At 67.9% G+C, this 19,681-nt stretch carries 16 protein-coding genes; 5 read left to right on the top strand and 11 right to left on the bottom strand.

The annotated features are described in order from the left end of the window. Positions 1-166: 166 nt before the first annotated feature. Positions 167-2,548, top strand: coding sequence for a BamA/TamA family outer membrane protein (locus tag HRU76_06030; protein QOJ17161.1), 2,382 nt, complete (start codon positions 167-169; stop codon positions 2,546-2,548). A 39-nt stretch (positions 2,549-2,587) separates the two neighbouring features. On the opposite strand, the gene HRU76_06025 is transcribed toward HRU76_06030, so the two are convergent. From HRU76_06025 to HRU76_06000, 6 genes are all read right to left on the bottom strand, one after another. Further along, positions 2,588-5,107: a hypothetical protein gene (locus HRU76_06025; protein QOJ17160.1), complete on the bottom strand. Its 2,520-nt coding sequence runs from the start codon at positions 5,105-5,107 to the stop codon at positions 2,588-2,590. 46 nt (positions 5,108-5,153) lie between these two features. Beyond that, positions 5,154-5,669 (bottom strand): DinB family protein, encoded by a 516-nt coding sequence (locus HRU76_06020; GenBank protein ID QOJ17159.1) that lies wholly within the window; start codon positions 5,667-5,669, stop codon positions 5,154-5,156. Positions 5,670-5,807: 138 nt separating this feature from the next. Next, positions 5,808-6,050, bottom strand: coding sequence for a hypothetical protein (locus HRU76_06015; protein QOJ17158.1), 243 nt, complete (start codon positions 6,048-6,050; stop codon positions 5,808-5,810). 93 nt (positions 6,051-6,143) lie between these two features. Continuing rightward, on the bottom strand, positions 6,144-6,767 hold the full coding sequence (locus HRU76_06010) for an ATP-dependent Clp protease proteolytic subunit (GenBank protein ID QOJ17157.1): 624 nt from the start codon (positions 6,765-6,767) through the stop codon (positions 6,144-6,146). Positions 6,768-6,889: 122 nt separating this feature from the next. After that, on the bottom strand, positions 6,890-7,534 hold the full coding sequence (locus HRU76_06005) for an ATP-dependent Clp protease proteolytic subunit (protein ID QOJ17156.1): 645 nt from the start codon (positions 7,532-7,534) through the stop codon (positions 6,890-6,892). Positions 7,535-7,767: 233 nt separating this feature from the next. Next, positions 7,768-8,706, bottom strand: a complete 939-nt coding sequence (locus HRU76_06000; GenBank protein ID QOJ17155.1) for a hypothetical protein — start codon at positions 8,704-8,706, stop codon at positions 7,768-7,770. A 344-nt stretch (positions 8,707-9,050) separates the two neighbouring features. Between HRU76_06000 and HRU76_05995 the strand changes: the two genes are divergently transcribed. The 4 genes from HRU76_05995 (at position 9,051) to HRU76_05980 (ending at position 14,423) form a co-directional block, all read left to right on the top strand. Further along, positions 9,051-9,683, top strand: a complete 633-nt coding sequence (locus HRU76_05995; protein ID QOJ17154.1) for a hypothetical protein — start codon at positions 9,051-9,053, stop codon at positions 9,681-9,683. Positions 9,684-9,738: 55 nt separating this feature from the next. Then, positions 9,739-10,440, top strand: coding sequence for a hypothetical protein (locus tag HRU76_05990; protein ID QOJ17153.1), 702 nt, complete (start codon positions 9,739-9,741; stop codon positions 10,438-10,440). Between the two features lie 227 nt (positions 10,441-10,667). Beyond that, a complete protein-coding gene (locus tag HRU76_05985; GenBank protein QOJ17152.1) occupies positions 10,668-11,435 on the top strand; it encodes a sigma-70 family RNA polymerase sigma factor in 768 nt (255 codons plus the stop codon). A gap of 60 nt (positions 11,436-11,495) precedes the next feature. Next, positions 11,496-14,423, top strand: coding sequence for a hypothetical protein (locus HRU76_05980; protein ID QOJ17151.1), 2,928 nt, complete (start codon positions 11,496-11,498; stop codon positions 14,421-14,423). A 46-nt stretch (positions 14,424-14,469) separates the two neighbouring features. On the opposite strand, the gene HRU76_05975 is transcribed toward HRU76_05980, so the two are convergent. The 5 genes from HRU76_05975 to HRU76_05955 all read right to left on the bottom strand — a co-directional run bounded on the left by HRU76_05975 (position 14,470) and on the right by HRU76_05955 (position 19,543). Continuing rightward, positions 14,470-15,699 carry an alpha/beta hydrolase fold domain-containing protein gene (locus tag HRU76_05975; GenBank protein QOJ17150.1) on the bottom strand — a complete coding sequence of 410 codons (1,230 nt, stop codon included), beginning with the start codon at positions 15,697-15,699 and terminating at the stop codon, positions 14,470-14,472. Between the two features lie 16 nt (positions 15,700-15,715). Beyond that, positions 15,716-16,192, bottom strand: coding sequence for an EVE domain-containing protein (locus tag HRU76_05970; GenBank protein QOJ17149.1), 477 nt, complete (start codon positions 16,190-16,192; stop codon positions 15,716-15,718). Between the two features lie 56 nt (positions 16,193-16,248). After that, complete coding sequence (locus HRU76_05965; GenBank protein QOJ17148.1) at positions 16,249-16,686, bottom strand: RidA family protein; 438 nt, start codon at positions 16,684-16,686, stop codon at positions 16,249-16,251. Positions 16,687-16,841: 155 nt separating this feature from the next. Then, entirely contained in the window at positions 16,842-19,136 is a 2,295-nt protein-coding gene (locus HRU76_05960; GenBank protein ID QOJ17147.1) for a hypothetical protein, read from the bottom strand. Continuing rightward, positions 19,133-19,543, bottom strand: a complete 411-nt coding sequence (locus tag HRU76_05955) for a BlaI/MecI/CopY family transcriptional regulator (protein ID QOJ17146.1) — start codon at positions 19,541-19,543, stop codon at positions 19,133-19,135. The genes HRU76_05960 and HRU76_05955 overlap by 4 nt, the downstream gene beginning before the upstream one ends. Positions 19,544-19,681 lie beyond the last annotated feature (138 nt).

Below are 19,681 nucleotides of genomic sequence, written 5' to 3'. Positions count from 1 at the left end.
CCGTGTTCTTCAGGTGAGTGAGCCGCGACCGTGAGGGAGTGGACGTGTCGCACGATGCCGCGGCAAACCGCTCCCTCACGGTCGCGCCTCGCCATCGTGGTTCGCCAGAAAGCCGGCTTCGCTTGTTGGAGCGGGTTCGGGCCGGTATCCTCTCCGCTCACGCCGCATGAGAACGCTTCCCCTTGTCGCCCTGATGCTCTGGCTTGTCGCCGCCGCGCCCCTCATCGGGGTGGCGGGGCTGACGGGAGGGCGCGCCTGGGCGCAGGGGATCAGCGGCGAGGACGCGGCGCTGGCCGGGCTGACCATCTCCCGCGTGGACATCGTGGGCTTGAACCGCGTCTCGCGTCAGACGGTCCTCAACACCATCCGCACCGCCACGGGCAACCCCTACGACCCGCGCACCGTGCGGCTGGACGTGGACCTGCTCTACCGCCTCGGCGAGTTCCGCACCGTGGACGTGCGGGCCGCCCTGCAGCCGGACCGAACCGTCGTCGTGACCTACACCCTGGGCGAGCAGCCCCTGCTGGCGGGGGTGGACGTGGTGGGCAACCGGGTGATCTCCGACCAGGAGATTCTCATGGGCATCCCGGTTCGCGCGGGGGCCCCGGCGGATGAGTACCTGATCGAGGAATCCAAGCGGCGCATCGTCGAACTGTACCGCAACCGGGGGCACTATCTGTCCGAGGTGACCACCGACGCCAGGGCGATGCAGGAGTCGTCGATCCTGATCTTCCAGGTGATCGAGGGGCCTCGCGTGCGCGTGCGGGCCATCGAGTTCGAGGGCAACGACTCCTTTCCCGACAAGCGCCTGCGGGCGGAGATCAAGACGGAGACGGCCATCTTTCTGCTGCGATCCGGGCGACTGGATCAGAAGGTCATCGCCAACGACGTGGCGGCCATCGACGCCTTCTACAAGAACCGCGGCTACCTCGACGTGCGCGTGGATCGACGACTCGAACTCAGCCCCGACAGCCGCGAGGTGAAGGTGGTCTTCGTCATCAGCGAGGGCCGCGTCTACACCATGCGGCAGGTGAGCACCGTGGGCGCCACCATCCCCTCCGAGCAGATCGCGGCGTGGATCGACATCAAGTCGGGCGACGTGTACAGCCAGGACCGCATCCGCAAGTCGCTGCGGCTGATCCAGGACGGCTACGCCGAACTCGCCCGGCCGGACGTGCGGGTGCGGGCGGTCGAAATCCGCACCAGCGAAGCCCCCGAGGTGGACCTGCGCCTGGAAGTGGACGAGGGTGAGAAGGCCCTCATCGGCGAGGTGATGATCGTGGGCAACACGCTCACGCAGGATCGGGTCATCCGCCGTCAGCTCACCGGCGTGGAGCCGGGACGACCCGTCAACCCCGTGGCCATCGCCCGGGCGGAGCAGCGCCTGCGCTCCACGCGGCTGTTCAACGAGCCGTCCATCACGATCCAGCCGCCCGATCCGGATGATCCCCGCTACCGCGACATCCTGGTGCGCGTCAAGGAGCGCAACACCGGCTCGTTCAACTTCGGCGTGGGCGTGGGGTCGGACACGGGCGTGGCCGGCGAGTTCTCGATCACCCAGCGCAACTTCGACCTGTTCGACACGCCCGAGTCGTTCGAGGAGTACATCCGCGGTCGGGCCTTCCGCGGGGCGGGGCAGTCATTCTCGCTCCGTCTGTCGCCGGGCGACGAGGTGAGCACCTACTCGATCTCGCTCACGGAGCCGTACCTGTTCGACGTGCCGCTGTCGTTCGGCGTCAGCGCGTTCTTCCGCCAGTGGCAGTACAACGAGTACGACGAGGATCGGATGAACCTGACGCTGTCGCTGACGCGTCAGCTGGGCGAGTTCTGGTCCATCGGCGCGGTGACGCGTTTCGAGCGTGTGAAGCTGCCGGCCATCGCCGACTTCGCGCCCACCGAAGTGTTCGCCGCCGAGGGGCCCGACACCATCACCGCCCTGGGGCTGCGGCTGCGGCGATCGACGGTGGGCACCATCGTGCGCCCCTGGCGGGGCAGCGTCTTCGAGCTCAGCGTGGACCGCGTGGGCCTGATGGGCGGGGACTACGACTTCACCACCGCCACCGCCGAGTTCATCACCTTCATCACCATGCGCGAGGACTTCCTGGGCCGGCGCAGCATCCTGCGGCTCAACGCCAGGGTGTCGCACATCTTCGAGAGCGACGAGGCCCCGGTGTACGAGCAGTTCTACCTGGGCGGACGCACCTTCCGCGGGTTCGACTTCCGCACCATCAGCCCCAAGGGCATCCGCAACGACAACGGCGAACCCAGCGACGAGCCGGTGGGCGGCGAGTGGCTCTTCTTCCTCGGGGCGCAGTACGAGTTCCCCATCTTCGAGGAACTCTTCAACGGCGTGCTCTTCGTCGATTCCGGCACGGTGAGCGACGACGTGGGATTCGACGAGTACCGGCTGTCGGTGGGCTTCGGCATCCGGCTCTACATCGAGGCCTTCGGCCCCGCGCCGCTGGCCTTCGACTTCGCCTTCCCCATCCTCAAGGAACGGGACGACGAGCGCCAGCTCTTCAGTTTCTCGGTGGACATTCCGTTCTGAAGCGCCTCGGCATCGACCAGGCCGCATCGCCTCGCCGCGTCACCGCGACGCCGTCTCCTGAGACCCCACCCCCAGCCCGCGCACCCGCGCGGCCTGGGGTTCGCCCAGAACGGCCCGCAGGCGGCGCCGCGTGGTTTCGTTGAACTCGGCGCGGTCGAGCTGCAGAATCTCCACCCGCTCCTGGTTGCGCTGCCACTCCATGATCGCCCTGGCGTTCTGCGGCTCCCAGTCGGGCGATTCGCCCAGCGAGTCCAGCAGCGCCACCATCTCCTGGCACAGGGCGCGGTGCCCGGCGTCATGCTCCGCGGCGATCCGCTCCAGCGTGGTCCGCTGCGCCGGCGAGAGATCGGGCAGTTGCAGCGCCGACTCCACCGATGTCCGGGCGTCCCCCCGGTCGGGGAAGACCCGCGGATACCGACGCTGATCGTGCAGCTCCTTCAACCGGGCGGCGGGGTCGGGGGGAAGGGCGGCGATGAACTCCGGCAGCGACGACTTGTCCAGCTCCAGCCGACGCCGCGTCAGCTGCTGCAGACGCTCCTCCAGCGGCTCCATCAGCCGCTCCCACTCGGCCCAGGCGTCCATGTTCGCCTCGGGATCCTGCTGAATCTTGCGCATCAGCGGCTGCCCCTTGATCTGGGCCTCCTCCTGGGCCAGCATGGTCTCGTGCTGCGACTTCACGATGGGCAGCAGCTGCTCCTCGTACTTCAGAAGGGCGGCGTCGATGCTCCGTGTCTCGGCGTCGGTCAGACGCAGCGAGCCAAGCAGCTCCATCAGGTTCACCGCGCCTTCCTGGTAGCCGCGCTGCGCCATCTCCCGCGCGTCGTAGATCATGCACTCGCGGGCGCGGCGGATCATCGGCAGACGCGCCCGCTGGGCGTCGGTGATGACCAGCGCCACGTCGCCGAAGAACTCCTCCTCCAGCGCCGCCAGCCGCTGGGCCACGGTGCGGCGGCCCGCGATCACCTGCGACGCCGCCTGCTCGTTGAGCGCATCCTCCCCCCACATCTTCCCGCGCGGCTCGTTGACCAGCCGCTGGAAGTCGTCGGCCATCACCGCGTCGAACTGGCGACGGTACTCCTTGAGGAACTCACCCGTCAGCACGCGGGCGTCGGGCGACAGATCCAGACGCGCCGCGTAGGCGGCCCACTCCTCGTCGCTGATGGGCGCGGGAAGCAGGTGATCGGGTCGGATCATCATCGACATGCCCATGCCCGGCGCCTCGGGCGACTCCCCGACCATGACGCCGCCCCCCGCCTCATCGAGCACCGCCCCCGGCCCGTGGCCCGCGGCGTCCGCGTCCACGCCGCGGTACGACTGCAGCGGCTGGAACCGCTCCTCGCCCAGCGCGGCCAGCAGGGCCTGCTCGGCGCGCTGATTGATCGTGTTGCGCTCCTGCTCGGCGGCCTGTCGATCGCGCCAGATCGCCTCCCACGCCGAGCCGTCGAAGTCGAAACTCGCGCGCTGACTGGCGCGCGTCTTGTCGCTGATGGTCATCAGTTTCTTCGACGCGGCCTCGTACTGAGGCCTCCAGGCCGCCTCGGCGGCGTCGATGGCGGCCAGCGCGCCTCCGTCCAGTCCCTCGATCTTCCGGGCCTGCTCGAACATGCGCTCCGGCGAGGTCCAGTCGGTGAAGACATCCGGGTAGCGACGACGCAGGTAGGCCTTCTCGTACTCGGGCACGCGCGAGGCGGGCATGACCTGCATGAGCGACAGGTGCCCGCGCTCGCCCACCGCGTCCACGCGGGCGGCGGCGTCCTGCACTTCCTTCATGAAACGCTGCATCGCCTCCTGGATGCGGCGACCGTACTCCATCATCTGGTCCTGGTCGGTGATGTCCACCTCGTCCAGCCCCATCTGGCTCATCACGTCCACCACCGACGAGATCATGCCCAGGGCCTTGTCGTGCAGGTTCTTCACCGCCGCGTTCATGGAGATCTCGTACTCCACCAGCGCCGGATCGATGCGCCCCAGCTCCTCGTCGGTGAGTTGAAGGGACATGACGATGTTGACGAGGTCCGGCGCGTCGCCGCCGCCCATGCCCGACATCATGTCGCCCTCGCTCCAGATGGCCCGCTCGCGGGCCCGCCGGATGCGGGCCAGCCCGCCCATCTGCCGCTCGTGGAGCGCCTCGGCCATGCGGTCGAACAGTTCGCCCTCCATGGCCATGATCTGCCCGATGAGCGTGCGGCGCATGCGCAGCAGCTCCTCCACGTCGCGCTTCTTGGGCACGCGGAACATGGAGTTGGACTGCACCTCGTGCATCCGCCGCAGGATCATCTCCGCCTCGCTGTCGCGCAGCTGGCGGAAGCGGGTCTTGTACGCCTCGTGGGCCGCCTCCAGCGCCAGCCGCTGCTCGTACGTGGGCTTGAGCGTGGTGATGGACTTGTTGAACGACTCGCTCGAGAAGGGCGAGGGAATGAACCCGTCGCCCCCCTGCGCCGCGGCCCGCTGGACCGGCAGCAGCAGGCACAGGGCCGCCGCCAGCAGGGACATCCCCGACCGGAAGACCCGCGCAAGGCGCGACGACGACGGCGTTCGATTGAGCGTCGTGGTGTTCATGGCTTCTCCCTGAGTCTGTCGCCGGCGGCGCGTCCGCCGGGCGTCGTCACATCGCCGAACCCAGCCCGATGGCGCGTCGCCACGCGCTGACCTGCCCCAGGTGCATCATGTGATGCGCCCCGAGCAGAAAGTTGACCGCCTTGCCCACGGTTGGGAAGAGTTCGCGCATCCGCCCCTCCGCCGGATTGGGCCTGGCGAAGGTTTCTTCCGCCACGCCCTCCAGGGCTTTCAGCAGCGCCTGGTAGCGGTCCACGTAGTAGGACGCGATCACGTCCTTGGCGGGGTAGCGCCCGTCCTGCTCCACGCAGGGACTGCCCGCCTTGAAGAGGTCTGTGAAACCCGGCTTCTCGACCACCAGGTCGTCCCGCCCGATCATGCTCAGCAGCCGGTTGGGATAGATGGACAGATGGCCGTAGTTGAAGGCCGCGTGATTCATGTTGGGCAGGGGCATGTGGGCGAACCTGTCGGCGGGAATGTCCTTGAGCAGCAGTTCGCCGTAGCCCAGGGCCCGCGACCCCGAAGCGATCATGATGTCCGCGATCTGGGAAACCGTCGCCGGCATGGATGCGTCCTTTCAGGATGGTTGAACCGTCCTGATACTGTACGGACACGGGCGGCGGAGGGGCTATTCAGGCGCCGGACATCTGGCACAAGGCGTCGGGATCAGAGCGTGGCGCGACGCTCCGCGTCGGGTGCGCACTCAGTAGGGCCGCCCGAGACGCGCTCGCAGCGCCGGCTGCGGGGTGCCGAACTCATCCGGCTCCTCGAGCGGCACGTAGCGGTTGTTCAGCCGGTCATGCAGTTCGAAGGGGGTGCGCGGCGCGTCCGAGACGAACGGGGACTTCTGGCACCCCGACGCCGCAACCAGCACCGTCGCGGCGAGCATCGTCGGCGCGGTCATCCAGGCGAAGCGATCCTTCCGGCGGGTGGCGGAGGCAGACATGTCGGGAGTATATCGCCACCCAGGGGGATGGGAGTCGTCGAGTCGATCGGTTGAAGACGGCGGCGCACGGATCGGAAGCGCTCGTCATCCGGATCAGTCGATGTCGCTGCGCCGCGGGCGGGCCAGTTCGGGCAGCCGCTCGAGGATGGAATCGACCAGCCCGTACTCGACCATCTCCTGGGCGCTGAGCCACTTGTTCCGGTCGCAGTCCTTGACGATCTGGCTGGCGGGCTTGCCGGTGGCGTCGGCGTAGAGGTCGTAGATGAGGTCGCGCATGCGGAGCATCTCGCGGGCCTCGATCTCGATGTCCGTGGCCTGGCCCTCCATGACGCCTGAGAGGAGCGGCTGGTGCATCAGGTTGCGGGCGTGGGGCAGGGTGAAACGCTTTCCCTTGGCGCCGCAGGTGGCGATGATCGAACCCATCGACGCCGCCTGGCCCAGCACGTAGGTGGACACGTCGCAGGGGATGTAGCGCATCGTGTCGATGATGCCCAGTCCGGCGGTGATCGACCCGCCCGGCGAGTTGACGTACAGGTGAATGTCGGCCTTGGGGTCTTCATTCGCCAGGAACAGCAGTTGGGCGATGACCACGTTGGCCAGTTCGTCCATGATCGGCCCGCCCACGAACACGATGCGGTCGGTCAGCAGCCGCGAATAGATGTCGTACGCGCGCTCGGTGCGGCCGGTCTTTTCGATGACGATCGGGATGAGTGTCATGGGGGGTCCGGGAGCGGATGCGAAGTGCTGGAAGTTGAGTGCCGCGTGGAGTGGAGGCCCAGGTTCGAGCATCGGGCTTTTCGTACTTCCTGCAGCCCAGCGCCTGATGCCTGATGCCTTCCCTACTCCTTCTTGTCACCTTTCGGCGGGCCGACGAAGACCTCATCCACCAGCCCGTAGTCCCTGGCCTCCTGGGCGGTGAAGTACTTGTCGCGCTCCTTGTCGGCGGCCACGCGCTCCACCGGCTGGCCGGTGTGCCGGGCGATGATCTCGGTGAGGGTGCGCTTGTCCTTGAGGATCTGGTCGGCCTGGATCTGGATGTCCGCCGCCTGGCCGGTGACGCCGCCGTAGGGCTGGTGGATCATCACCTTGGCGTGGGGCAGGATGGAGCGCTTGCCCTTGGCTCCGGCGCAGAGCAGCACCGCCCCGCCCGAGTACGCCCGCCCGATGCAGACGGTGGACACGTCCGACGAGATGAACTGCATGGTGTCGTAGATGGCCAGCGTGTCATCCACCGCGCCGCCAGGGGAGTTGATGTAGAAGTTGATGTCCTGCCCCTTCTTGTGGTTCTCGAGGTAGAGCATCTGCATGATGACGCGGGCGGCGGAGCCGGGGTGAATCTCGCCCACGAGGAACACCACGCGGTTCTCCAGCAGCAGTTCCTCGAGGGTCATCTCGCGGGTGCGCTGGTACTGCACCGCGCTGAGCACCTCCTGCGGAACGCGGTCGTACGGGCGGATCGAGTCGTCTGGTGAGAAGAGTCGCATCGGGTCAGCAGCTCCAGTCCGCCTCGGGGCGGGTCGCGGCCATCATAGGGACGCGAGGAAACCATCGGCAAAGAAACGGACCATCGTCAGTGCCTTGATGCCGCAACCGAGCCGGGCGGTACGCGCAGAAACCGCGCCTCGGCCACGTCGCGCCCCAAGAGACCGCCGCCGGAGCACATGCTCCGGCGGCGGGTCAGGGACGTCGGCTTGAGGTCGAGCCGGTCAGGTCGCCGTTACTCGATCACGCGGGGCAGGAAGGCGAAGGAGTTGCCGGTGCGCTCCACGGCGGGCTTCTCCTCGCCGCCCTCGGGCAGTTCGATGGTCGCGCCCTGCGACTTCTCGAAGTCCAGCTGTCGCTGCGCCTCGCGCTCGTAGTCCTTGCCGGCGAAGCGCTGCTCCAGGGCCTGCAGCCGGGCGGTCGTCTCGATCTCCCACTTGCGGATCTTGCCCTGGATCTCCTCCAGCGACTTGGAGTCGAACTTGCCGAACCGCGCGATGGCGTTGTGTCGCTCCTCGAGGGTGTCGGCCAGCCGCTCGCTGCGGGCGATGGCGTCGATCTTGCGGTCGATCGCCCACATCTGGGCCTCGATGGCGGCGTACTCGCCCTGCAGGTTCTCCAGCAGCGCCGCCAGCCGGTCGCGCTGCTGCGTCAGGTAGCCCATGTCGCGCTCGTTCAGCGCGATGCGGTCGGCGTACTGCTCGCGCAGCTTGCTGATGCGCACGAACTCGGCCTTGGCCTGGTTGAGGTCCAGCCGCTGGCCCTCGTAGCGGACCTGCACGATCCCGCCGCCGTCGCGCTGGGCGTCGGTCGCCCGGGCGATCAACTGCGTGAGGTTGTTCAGGTCGCCGGCGGTGTTGGCCACCACGCGACGGGCCACGTCGGTATCGCGGGACATCTGGGCGATCTGAGCGTCCACCTCGGCGATCTCGGCCTGCAGTTCGCCGATCTTCTTCGGCAGCGACTCGGCCAGCGACTGGAGCTGGCGACGGATGGCCACCGGATCATCGATCATGGTGTCCATGGTCGCCTGGACCTTGGTCTTGACCTGATGGAAGCCCGCCTTCATGTGGTCCGGGGCCAGGATCACCAGGCCACCCACGGCGAGCCCGCCGATCAACGCGGTGCGGAAAAGGGTCTTGCCGATGCACATGGTTCTGTCCTTTCGTTCCATCCCGGTCCTCCCGGGCGTCTGTGTGCGTGGGTTTCAGGTCCCCGACTCGGACATCCGGTGGCGGGGGCTTTCGTGTCCAGCACACTTGTTGGGAGGGGGCGGCGGCTTTTTTCAGCCAAGTCGGAGGAATTCCAGCCGTCTTGAACTGCTGGCATGACCCGGAAACCGGCGGATTCGACATCAGAACCGGCTTGGACGCCGTACCATTGAACATGGATTTGTCCGGTGGGCAGGGCGAGGGAGTCTTTGTGCCTTGCACCCTGCGTTTCCGTGCGGCAACCCCGGCGACTCATCCGGTCGCGTTCGATGTCACTGGAATCAAGGGGTAAGCGGAGGGAATGAGCATGTCCATTCGCAAAGTCATCCTGATCGCAGTCTTCACCGTCGCTACCGAGGCGCGTGCGGACATCGTTCACTTCGTGAACCCCGACCCTGGCGAGGAAGGTCACTACAACTGGCACTGGAGATTTGCGATCAACTGGGAGAGTTGGCTCGACATCACGCGAGCGTCGAATGATCAGCCGAACGTTCGGAGCGGCAATGCCGTGGGGCAGGTGAACCGTTCGACATCAGACTTCTGGAACGAGACAAACGGCGGTGCGTCCGTCGCCATCGTCCTCTATGAAGGTGAGCCGCTCACCAGTTCACTGGCAGGTGGTGCGCCTGTTGCCGAAGAGTCTTTCGTGCAGCGAGCGACACACATTTTCAGCGAATTTGAGGTAGGCCCCTTCATCACCACGTTTGACATGGGTGTCGTGCAGTACATGGGCGTCCGAACCGAGTCGGGCAACTTCGGCTGGATCGCGGTTCGGCGCGGCACCACTCGAATCGAGTGGTTCTCGTTCGAGGTACTGGAGTGGGCCTACGAAACAGTCCCCGGCAAGGGCATCAACGCGGGCGAGGTTCCCGCGCCGGGAGCCCTCGCAGCGTTCGCACTTCTTCCGATCTTCTTTCGTTCAAGGCGGCGATCGGACTGATCACCGTTGCCAGTCCTTCGGCGCGCTTCACTTCTTCCTCAACTTGGGGGTGGACATGCCTCGTTTCATCAACGAAGTTCTCAATGAGGGCAATACCAGTTCGGACGTGATCGAGTGGGCTGGAGGGCCGGGCACGTTTGTCGCCATCGGCACGTGGGGCGGCGCGACGAACGTCAAGGTTCAGATGCGAATTCAGGGCTCCGGGTTCATCGATGTGTCCAACGACTTGACCTTCACGACGGGCAAAGTCGCGGGCTTCCAACTCTGCCCGTGCGAGTTGAAGGTCATTCTGACCGGCTCGGATGGAAGCACGTCGATCCGCGTGCGCCTGGCTCCATCGCACCAGGGCTGGCTGCCGCAGGATGACCTGCCCGACACCGGAACCTCGCCACCGCACACCATGACGGCCAATCACTTCATCAATGAAATCATGGACTCGAACGGCGCGAGCACCGTGGTGAAGTGGCGAGGCGGGCCGGGAACGTTCTCCGCCTTCGCCGATCATGAGCAGGCCTGGGACGGAGCGACAGTGAGACTCCAGTTCAGCTTGACCGGTGGCACCGAGGCAAGTGATTGGGCGGACGTTCCGGGCATGGAGTTGTCGTTCAATCAGAACGACGCCGGGGGGTTCCAACTCGGGCCGTGTCTCCTTCGAGTGAAGATGGAAGACGCGGGCGACACTACGGAACTCCGTGTGCGCGTGGTGCCCGCCTATCAGGGCTGGCTGATGGATGCGCCGATTCCCAGTACCGCGTAGTTTCACGATCTCCTCGCAATTCGGCGGCCTGAGGACGGTTTGGTCCACTCGGCACCCTGTACAGGGGCGGCGGCTTTTTTCAGCCCGGCCGGGCATTTTCCGCCGGTTTCCCTGCTGGCATGACCCGGAATCAGGGGGATTCGACATCAGAACGGGTTTGGACGCCGTACCATGAATGGCGAATGGCGAGGTTTGTCCTCGGCGCCCAATCCACCAGAGGGACCGGAATGGCCAGTGAACAGCCCAGAACGGCTCTCAACACGCTGACCACGAACTTCGTCAAGCGGCTCCGTGCCCGCGATGAGGCGGCGTGGTTCGAGTTGTGGGAGGTCTTCGGCCCGGTCCTGCGCGCCCAGTTGACACGCTGGGGCAAGGGGCGCATCGGCGTCGAAACCGTCCGCGATCTGACGCAGGAGACCCTCGCGGCGCTCTCCGACTCGATCGACCGCTACGACCCCACGCGCGGGGCTCGATTCTCCACCTGGCTGCTCTCCATCGCCAAGCACGCCCTGGGCGATGAAATCGACCGCCGCATGGCCCAGAAGCGGGGGGGCGGCAAGCGCCCGGCGGAACTGGACGAACGCTTCATGACCCAGGCGGCGACCGTGGAGGCCGATGCCGCCTACGAGGCCAACGTCTTCCGGGCCAAGGTCTACGCCTCGATCCGCAAGGTCGAGAGCGAGGCCGAGTTCGTGACCTTTCAGGTGTACCGGATGCGGGTGTTCGACGGCAAGCCGGGCAAGGAGGTCGCCGAGCAACTGGGCGTCAGCGAGCCGACCGTGAGCCGGTATCTGCAGAAGGTGCGGGACATGATGCGGCGCCGCCTGGCCGAGACCATTTCCACCTATTCCTTCACCGCGGATGAGGCCTCGGAGCCCGAGCGCGCGGGGCTGGGAAGCGACGACGCCCTGTTCGACGAGGCGATTTCGGACATTTATCACCAGCAATCCCGGCTCGTGGTGGAAGATCGGCAGTCCGCTTCCCAATCCTTCTGACACACGCGGCCGCGCCGGCTGACCCGGCAGGCGGCGGCCGCCCGCTGGGAGGACTGAGCCATGTTCTTCGAAACCCCGCTGTTCGCCCTTCTGGCCACCCTGCTCGGGGTCGTGGTGGGCGTGCTGGTCATCATCTTCGTGCTGGTGCCGGTCTTCCGCGGGCTTGGCTGGGCCATCGGCGGGGTGTTTCAGGGCATCGGCTACCTGATCCGCCACATCTTCGAGTTCATCTTCGGCGTCATCGGCGACGCCATCCGCTTCGTGGGCGGCATCCCGGTGTTCCTGGTCTTCGGGGTGCTCTCGATCCTGAACGTGGTGATCGGCCGGTGGTCCGCGGCGGGCCACTTCGCCTCGTCCGCCACGCGCGAGTGCAAGATCGGCGGCGGCTGCCTCTACCGCATCGTCGTGCGCCGTCCCCTGCGTCTGTTCTTCCTCGACGGCCTGCTCGAGGGCTTCGAGCAGCGGATCCCCGAGGCCATGGAAGCCGCCCCGGGACGCGACAGGCCCACGCGACGGACAGGCCAGTTCGACGGCTACACCATCGTCGGCTCGCTCGCCGGCGGCGGGTCGGGCGGCAAGCTGTACGTCGCCGAGCCAAGCCCCGAGAAGCGGGCGGCCATTCCGAACATCCCCGACCGCGTGGTCATCAAGTCGTTCGCGCTGTCGGACGGCTCTTCGCTGCCGCAGATCGTTCGCGAGAGCCGCGCGCTCGAGTGCGCCAAGAAACTGGGCCACGTCATCGAGCACGCGATGACCGAGAGCCGCTTCCACTACGTGATGCCCTACATCCCCGGCGATCACCTGAGCGTGGTGGCCCGCGAGCTGCACGCCCGCGGCGACGGCTCCGGGCTGTCCGGACGGCAACTCGATGAGACGATGGGCTACCTCAGCGACCTGCTGGCCACGCTGGCGGCGTACCACCAGGGCGGCTTCTGGCACAAGGACGTGAAGCCCGAGAACATCATCGTTCACAACGGGCGGGCCCACGTGGTGGACCTGGGGCTGGTCACCGCCCTGCACAGCGCCATGACGCTGACCACGCACGGCACCGAGTACTTCCGCGATCCGGAGATGGTCCGCCAGGCGCTGCGCGGCGTGAAGGTGCACCAGGTGGATGGGGCGCGCTTCGACATCTACGCCGCCGGCGCGGTGCTGTACTTCATGCTCGAGAACACCTTCCCGGCGCACGGGGCGCTCAGCGCGTTCCACAAGAAGAGCCCGGAGGCCCTGCGCTGGATCATCCGGCGCGCCATGGCCGAGTATCACCAGCGCTACGCCTCGGCCAACGCCATGCTCGCCGACCTGCAGTTCGTGCGCGAGTCGAGCGACCCGTGGAAGATCAAGCCGGTCGATCTGCCGTCGATGAAGGGCGCGGAGATTCCCGCCACGCCCGTGTCGATGCCCGAGCCGGTGTACGCCGCGGGTTCGCCGGGGGCGGCAGGCGGCGCGGCGGCATCGGTGGCCGGCTTCGGCGTCGCCGCGGGCGTCGGACCGGACGGCGGCTTCGCCCAGGTCGGTCGCCTTCATCTCGACGCCGATGGAAACCCGATTCCCGGCGCCAAGAACCGCACGCGCCGACCGCGCTTGCGCGTGACCAACTGGTGGACGGGCGCGTACGAAGTGGAAGACGCGGGCGACGCCTCCGGTCATCGACCCGCCGGCGCGGCGCCTGATGCGGTCCGCGTGGCGGCGTTCACGCCGCAGGCGGGGGCGTACAGACCCAATCGTCCGGCCCAGGAGCAGCTCAGGTCCGCCCGTGATCGCGTGGCGAAGCGCCGACACGCCGCGCAGCACTCCAAGGCGGCCTTCGGCACGCTGCGCGCCGTGGGCGAGAAGCAGCCGGGCCCGATGATGATGCTCTTCGGCATGGGCATGCTGGCCGTGGTGGCGATCGTCGCGTTCAACGTGGTCGGCCGATCCGATCGCGGGCTGGTGCAGGTGGGCGGGGTGGACGCCGGTCCGCCCGTGCTCGTGGTCAACGGGCACGCCTCACCCGACGACCCCGCCGTGCGCCGCCGCATCGACCAGGCGAAGGAAGAACACCGCCGCATGGGCTACGACGTGTACGAGGCGGACGCCCAGACCAACGCCCTCTTCGCCGTAGCGCTTGATGACTGGTGGCGGAACCGTCAGCGCGGCGAAACCGACCAGGCGCTCGAGACCCTCATGGCCCGCCACAACGTGTTCGGGCTGCTTCACGTGCGAGGCAAGGGCGCGCGGAACACCGAGATCACCCTGGTGCGCTCCACCACCGACGGCGCCCGCGAGCGCCGACGCGACACCGGCGACGCCGCCTGGCTGCGCGTGCTGCTGGTGAACGACGACCCCCGGCCCGACACCACCAAGCTCTCCGACGACACGTACCGGCGCATCCGCGAGGTCGTGGGCGAGCCGAACTCCATCGTGCAGAATACCTCCACCTCGAACCTGATCCGCAACCTCTTCCGCAACAAGGCGATGTCGGGCAACACGCAGGCCGGCGCGCAGCTCGATCAGATTCTGGCGGCCCAGCAGGCGCGGGCGGCGGTGTGGATCGAACGCTCCAACCCCGATCCTCTCGATTCCTCGTTCGTCAAGGTTCACGTCCACGTGCGCGGCGGAGGCGCCATCGCGGATGTCCGCGCCGCCAGCCCGCCGCTTCCCAGGGCCGCCGGGGGGCGCATGCTCATCGTCAACAATCACCCCACGATCGCCCACGCCGACGTGATCGCCCAGGTGGCGAAGCTCCACGCCTTCTACGCGGAACGCGGCTTTGAGATCGTCGACGACCCCGAGGCCGACGCCCGCGCCCGCGCCGCCATCGGGCTGACCCCGTGGTGGGCCGCTGACGCGCTCAAGACGCGGCTGGCCCCCGTGCTGGACGAGTTCAACCTGATCGCGGTGGTGTACCTGACCGCCGGACCGGGCGAGCAGCCGGCGCACGAACGCCTCGCCGCGGTGGTGTTCGAGGCGGATGAGGTGGGCGAGACGATCGGCGAGTCGCCGTGACGAGGCGTGACGCGGAGCGCCGCGCCCACCCGGCACCGCTCCACGCTCATTGTGATGCGCCGACCACGCGCTCCAGCCATCGCGACACGTCGCCCGACAGGTTGGGAAGCCACCAGATGGCGCCGTAGTGTCCGAAGGGCAGCGACCAGCGCTGGGGCCGACCGAGCCGTCGCCACAGTTCGTCGCCGGTGCGGGCCGGCACGATGGCGTCGAACGTCGCGTGGATGACCAGCGTGGGCGTGCCGCGCAGCGCCGCGGCGGTGTGCCAGGGGTCGAGCGTCGAGTGCTCCAGGTACCACGCCGGGGTGCGCTCGTACAGGTCCATGAGGTCGCGGGTGGCCTTGCGCTCGATCTGGCGTCGGAAGTTGATCATGGACGATCGATCGAACATGACCATGAGGTTGGCGCCGCCGATGATGAGCACCGCCGCGTCCACGCGGTCTCCCCTGCCCCCCAGACGCGCCGCCGTCGCGGGCAGCGCGATGGCCCCGGCGCTGACGCCCACGAGCACGACCGGACCGGCGGTTATCTCCGGGTGGCGCTCGCTCAGCCAGCCAAGGGCGGCCTCGGTGGCGTAGGCCCGCTCGGCCAGGGCCAGGTCGGCCCGTCGCGCCATTTCCGCCGCGAAGGCGCGAAACCCGGCCTCCCCGTCCAGCGTCGCGGTGAACCGCGCGAAGACGCGCATCAGGTCGTTCTCGGGCGCCACCGCCAGGATGCGCCATCCGCGCTTGCGCAACCCGCTGAGGAATCGCCATTCATACTCGGTCGCGCCCCCCAGACTGGCGTGGTACACGATCAGCCCGCGCGGCTCACCCGCCCGCGTGGGCTCAAGCAGACGCAGCGGCGTGACGGACTCGACGTACTCGGGCCTCGCGTCCACCACCCGCACGAACGCGGTCTTCGCCGGATCGGAGTCGGATGGTTCGAGCGTGTACACCATCGCGCCGGAATCACGGATCGAGCGGAAGACGAACCAGCGCCCCTCGCCCAGCGAGTCGTGGCGGTACTCGAAGAGCTGCCCGACGCCGGACGCGCCCAGGTACGTTACTTCCAGATCGGTCGGTCCGCGGAACGGGCGGGCGGGCGTCATCGCCAGTCCCGCCGCCCCGTTCGGCGGGTTGCTCGGGTCGATGCGGGCGGGCCACGCCTCGGCGGAAGGGAACGAGGGCTCGCCCGTGAACCGGATGATCTCACCCGACCAGCCGCGACCACACCCGGCGACGACCGACAGCGCGGTCAGCAGCGGCGTGATGATGGCGACGAGGCGCGCCCGCATGCGCGGAACTCCCGAATCACCCCTTCCCCATCTTCCGAATCAGATCGAAGTGCTGCCTGCTCACCGGCAGGATCGACAGTCGCTGCCCCCGCTGCAGCAGAGCCAGCCCCTGAAGCCGCGGTTCGGCGCGAAGCCGCCGCAGCGGCACGTAGTTCGGGAACTTCTCCACGAACTCGACATCCACCATCAGCCACGGGTTGTTGTCCTTCGTGGCCTTGGGGTCGTGGTCGCAGGTGTCGGGATCGAGCGCGTGGTGGTCGGGATACGCCGGCGCCGCGATGCGCATCACGCCCGCCACGCCCGGCTCGCCTTCCGGCCCGTCGGAGCCGGAGTGATAGAACAGCGCCTCGTCCCCCACCTTCATCTCATCGCGCATGAAGTTGCGCGCCTGGTAGTTGCGCACGCCGTCCCAGCAGGAGACGCCGTCCCGCTGAAGGTCGTCGATCGAGTACGAGGCCGGCTCGGATTTCATCAGCCAGTACTGTCTGGGCATGATCGAGTGTAGTCGGGAAGGGAGCGAGGGATCGAGGCGTCGCCCGTTCCGCGGCATTACACCGTCGCCACCACCTTCACCTCCACCGCGATCGGCGCGTTGCCGCCCTGCGGCAGGGCGCCCACCTCGATCGTGGTGCGCGTGGGGTTGGGCTTGCCCGGACCGGCGAAGTACTCGGCGTAGACGCGGTTGTAGACCGCGAAGTCGCGCTTCATGTCGGTCAGAAACGCCAGCACATCGACGATGTTCTCCCACTTCGATCCCGCCTCCTCCAGGATGAACCGGACGTTGTCGAAGCAGGCGCGGCATTGCTGCTCGACGTCGTAGTCGATCATCCGGCCGCTTGCATCGAGCCGCACGCCGGGGATGTCCTTCGACCCGCGCCGGCGCGGTCCGACGCCGGAGAGGAACAGCAGATCGCCGACCCGCCGGGCGTGCGGGTAGGCGCCCACCGGCTCGGGCGCACGGGCGGAATGGATGCTGGCGTCGGTCATGCGTGCGCATGATACGGGATCGACGCGGTGAGACGATCAACGATCCGGCAAAGAAGGGGGCGGGTGCTTTCGAGAGAGCCGCGACCGTGAGGAAGCGGCCCGGGCGGTGTCACCGTCACGCGCCATCGTCCTGCGTGTCCATGTGGACCAGATGGTCACTGAGGCACGCCCAGGCCGGTGGCGCGCTGGAAGGGCCAGTCGTTCACGCTGCGCAGAATCTCGGCACGGATCACCAGCACCCGCGCCGGGGAGCGGCTGGTCGCGGGGATCGCGATGGCGCAGGCCTGCCCTTCAGACAGCGTCAGGCGACCGACCAGGCGAGCGCCCGTGGGCAGGGCGAGGGCTTTCTCCGGGTCCGCCACGCCCGCTTCGCGGATCTCCTCCTCGTACACCGCCGCCAGCACGACCTGCTCGCCCTCGATGCGCCCCAGCACGCGCACGCTGAAGCCGGGCTGGTCGCGCCCATCCACGCGCCGGGGGCGCACGTGCAGACCCGACCACTGGCCGGGCGGGGTGATGGCCACGCCGTTCTTGTTGCCCATCCGCGTTTCGCGGCTGTTGCGGCTCAGCCAGTCAAGGAGCGTCCTCTCCTGTTCCTTCGAGAGCATGAACACCTGCGTGACGGTGGAGAAGCCCGCCTCGGCATCAGTGAGTTTCACGTCCAGCCGCGCGGCGTCGGGCACCACCTGATCGAGCCGGGGCGGTACGCTCAGGTCGCGCGCGAAGGCAAGGAACTGAATCTGCGGATACACGCCGTCCCCTGGGTCGAAACGCTCACCCTCGGGCTGGTCTGGTGCGGCGGGGGCGGGCGGCTGGACCGCGTGACCGGCGCCCCGAGAAACCACGTTCACCGTGATCGCCACCAGATGCATGGGCGCGCCAATGTAGCCGGTCGCAAGCGCGAAGATGGTCTCGCCATTCTCAAGTTCGACCCCCTTCAGGCGCGCGTGAATTTCATCGCCGTCGCCGAAGTTCGAGGCGGGCGGCTGCGTGGGCAGCCCGAAGGCGCGGTACGCGGCGTCCAGCGACAGCGCGCCGTCGGAACGCAGCACGGGCGTCACTTCCAGCACCAGGCCGTCCTTCGCCGCGCCCTGGTCATCATCCTGCCCCACCCGAATGCTGGCCGACTGGCCGGAAGACGTGCGCACGCGCGGCGAGGTGATGAGGAACGCGCCCGGGTTCTCCTGAATGAGCGTCAGGTAGGCCGCGTACTCCTCGGCGGACATGACGTGCGCCTTGGGGTCGGGCTTCTCAGACGTCGGCGGGGTCTCGCCTGCGCGCTGCGCGATGTCGAATGTCGTCTTGGGATGTTTCGGCCATGACTTGAAGACGCGAATGGTGATGTCGAGTTCCGCGGGTGCGTTCGCGGGCGTGATCTGAGCCGGCGCCTTCCGCGGCGGCGCGGCCTGCACCGAGGCCCCCGCTACCAGCACCGGCAGCGCGGCGACCAGACCGGCGATCTGCACCCACGCGGGCCAGCGACGCCCCACCGGGTTCGTCAGCGCCCGCAGGCGGCCGCGCAGCCCGGCGTGGGCGTGACCGAGCAGGCCGATGTTCGCCAGCACGGCCGCCCCGCCCCGCCCCGCTCGCGGCGCGCGAGAGGCCATGGTGAGCAGCGTCTCGCCGTAGGCGCGGCGCTCGGCAACACTCGCGCCGGCAAGCGCGCGGTCATCGCACGCCTGCTCCATCAGCCGGCGCACGCGGTGAGCGGCGACCCACAGGGCGATGATCGGCCAGCAGAGGATGGTGAGCATCTGCATCCCCGCCGCCACCATCTGATCGCGTCGCGACACGTGGGCGGATTCGTGACGAATGATCCAGTGCAGGGTTCTCAGTGCGTTCATGTCCTGCTCGCTTTCTTCGGCCAGGTCGCGTGGCAGTACGATCACGGGGCGCAGCACGCCTGCCACCGCCGGACCGAGGTGCGGGTGTTCCACGATGCGGTCGCCCGGTGCGAGCCGAGCGATCGACTGTCGCGCCGGGAGCGCGCCCGCGAGCCGTGTCGCCAGACGACGCCGCGAGGCGACCCACAGCCCCAGCAGCAGCAACGATGCGCTCACCCAGACGACTGGCGCGATGGCGACGATGCGAACGGTCGGACGATCAGCCGCGCCGTTGGATGGAGCGCCAAACTTGACGGCATCGCCATCGAAGTCGAAGCCCGATTCATGCACAAGGACCGGTGCGCCGAGCACCGCACCCGCGGCGATCGGAGGAGGCGGAGCCGCGCTCCACACGCCCACCGGCGTTTCAAGCATGGCGGGCAGGGCGAGCCGCAGCACGATGGCGGCGTACAGCAGCACGCGCCATCGCGCCTCGACGCGGCGGGCCAGCGCGTGGTCCAGCAGGATGACGACGAGCAGGATCGCCAGCGTCCACAGGTTCATCCACAGGATCCATCCGAGCATGGAATCGCCCGAGTCGTTGAGCCGGGTGATGATCGTGTTCATGGCTGCTGATCTCCCAATCGGTCGCGGGCGGACGTGGACGCGCCCTCATCCAGCAGGCGGCGAAGCTTCTCGCGTTGCGACCTGGTCAGCCGCGCATCGGTGGCGATGAACTCCAGCGCCGGGGCCATTGCGCCGCCGAACGCCGCATCCACAAAGCGCCTCCACGCGCCGCGGCGGGCGGTGTCGGGCTGCACGGCGGGGGTGTACTCCCACACGTTGCCCACCTGCCGGGCGTGGACCAGCCCTTTCTTCACCATGCGGTCCAGCATGGTCTTGACGGTGGAATAGGCCCAGCCGCGCGACGCCCTCAGCCGGTCGGCCAGCTCGCGAGCGGTGGCGCGCTCGACGGTCCAGAGTTCCGAGAGGATGTCCCACTCGGTGTCGTTGATGGCGGGGTGGTCGGGCATGGCGGCGTCAAGTTCTGGGGAGTTCTCGGTTCTCGCTTTTGATCCTCGTCACCGTTCCGAATATCCGGATTCCGGGGGTTGGCTGCCGACTGATCGCTCGACATCGGTCACTGTACCACTACAACTGTAGTGACGCAA

Source organism: Phycisphaeraceae bacterium (assembly GCA_015709595.1).
GTDB lineage: Bacteria > Planctomycetota > Phycisphaerae > Phycisphaerales > SM1A02 > CAADGA01.
The sequence above is the reverse complement of the archived record's forward strand: the minus strand, read 5'-3'. Positions and strand labels throughout refer to the sequence as shown.

Excerpts from the sequence above, each read along its gene's own strand:
- HRU76_06005 (QOJ17156.1), bottom strand. The coding sequence starts at position 7,534 with ATGCGACTCTTCTCACCAGACGACTCGATCCGCCCGTACGACCGCGTT.
- HRU76_06015 (QOJ17158.1), bottom strand. The coding sequence starts at position 6,050 with ATGTCTGCCTCCGCCACCCGCCGGAAGGATCGCTTCGCCTGGATGACC.
- HRU76_05955 (QOJ17146.1), bottom strand. The coding sequence starts at position 19,543 with ATGCCCGACCACCCCGCCATCAACGACACCGAGTGGGACATCCTCTCG.
- HRU76_05990 (QOJ17153.1), top strand. The coding sequence starts at position 9,739 with ATGCCTCGTTTCATCAACGAAGTTCTCAATGAGGGCAATACCAGTTCG.
- HRU76_06030 (QOJ17161.1), top strand. The coding sequence starts at position 167 with ATGAGAACGCTTCCCCTTGTCGCCCTGATGCTCTGGCTTGTCGCCGCC.
- HRU76_06025 (QOJ17160.1), bottom strand. The coding sequence starts at position 5,107 with ATGAACACCACGACGCTCAATCGAACGCCGTCGTCGTCGCGCCTTGCG.
- HRU76_06020 (QOJ17159.1), bottom strand. The coding sequence starts at position 5,669 with ATGCCGGCGACGGTTTCCCAGATCGCGGACATCATGATCGCTTCGGGG.
- HRU76_05975 (QOJ17150.1), bottom strand. The coding sequence starts at position 15,699 with ATGCGGGCGCGCCTCGTCGCCATCATCACGCCGCTGCTGACCGCGCTG.
- HRU76_05960 (QOJ17147.1), bottom strand. The coding sequence starts at position 19,136 with ATGAACACGATCATCACCCGGCTCAACGACTCGGGCGATTCCATGCTC.
- HRU76_06000 (QOJ17155.1), bottom strand. The coding sequence starts at position 8,706 with ATGGAACGAAAGGACAGAACCATGTGCATCGGCAAGACCCTTTTCCGC.
- HRU76_06010 (QOJ17157.1), bottom strand. The coding sequence starts at position 6,767 with ATGACACTCATCCCGATCGTCATCGAAAAGACCGGCCGCACCGAGCGC.
- HRU76_05965 (QOJ17148.1), bottom strand. The coding sequence starts at position 16,686 with ATGACCGACGCCAGCATCCATTCCGCCCGTGCGCCCGAGCCGGTGGGC.
- HRU76_05970 (QOJ17149.1), bottom strand. The coding sequence starts at position 16,192 with ATGCCCAGACAGTACTGGCTGATGAAATCCGAGCCGGCCTCGTACTCG.
- HRU76_05995 (QOJ17154.1), top strand. The coding sequence starts at position 9,051 with ATGTCCATTCGCAAAGTCATCCTGATCGCAGTCTTCACCGTCGCTACC.
- HRU76_05980 (QOJ17151.1), top strand. The coding sequence starts at position 11,496 with ATGTTCTTCGAAACCCCGCTGTTCGCCCTTCTGGCCACCCTGCTCGGG.
- HRU76_05985 (QOJ17152.1), top strand. The coding sequence starts at position 10,668 with ATGGCCAGTGAACAGCCCAGAACGGCTCTCAACACGCTGACCACGAAC.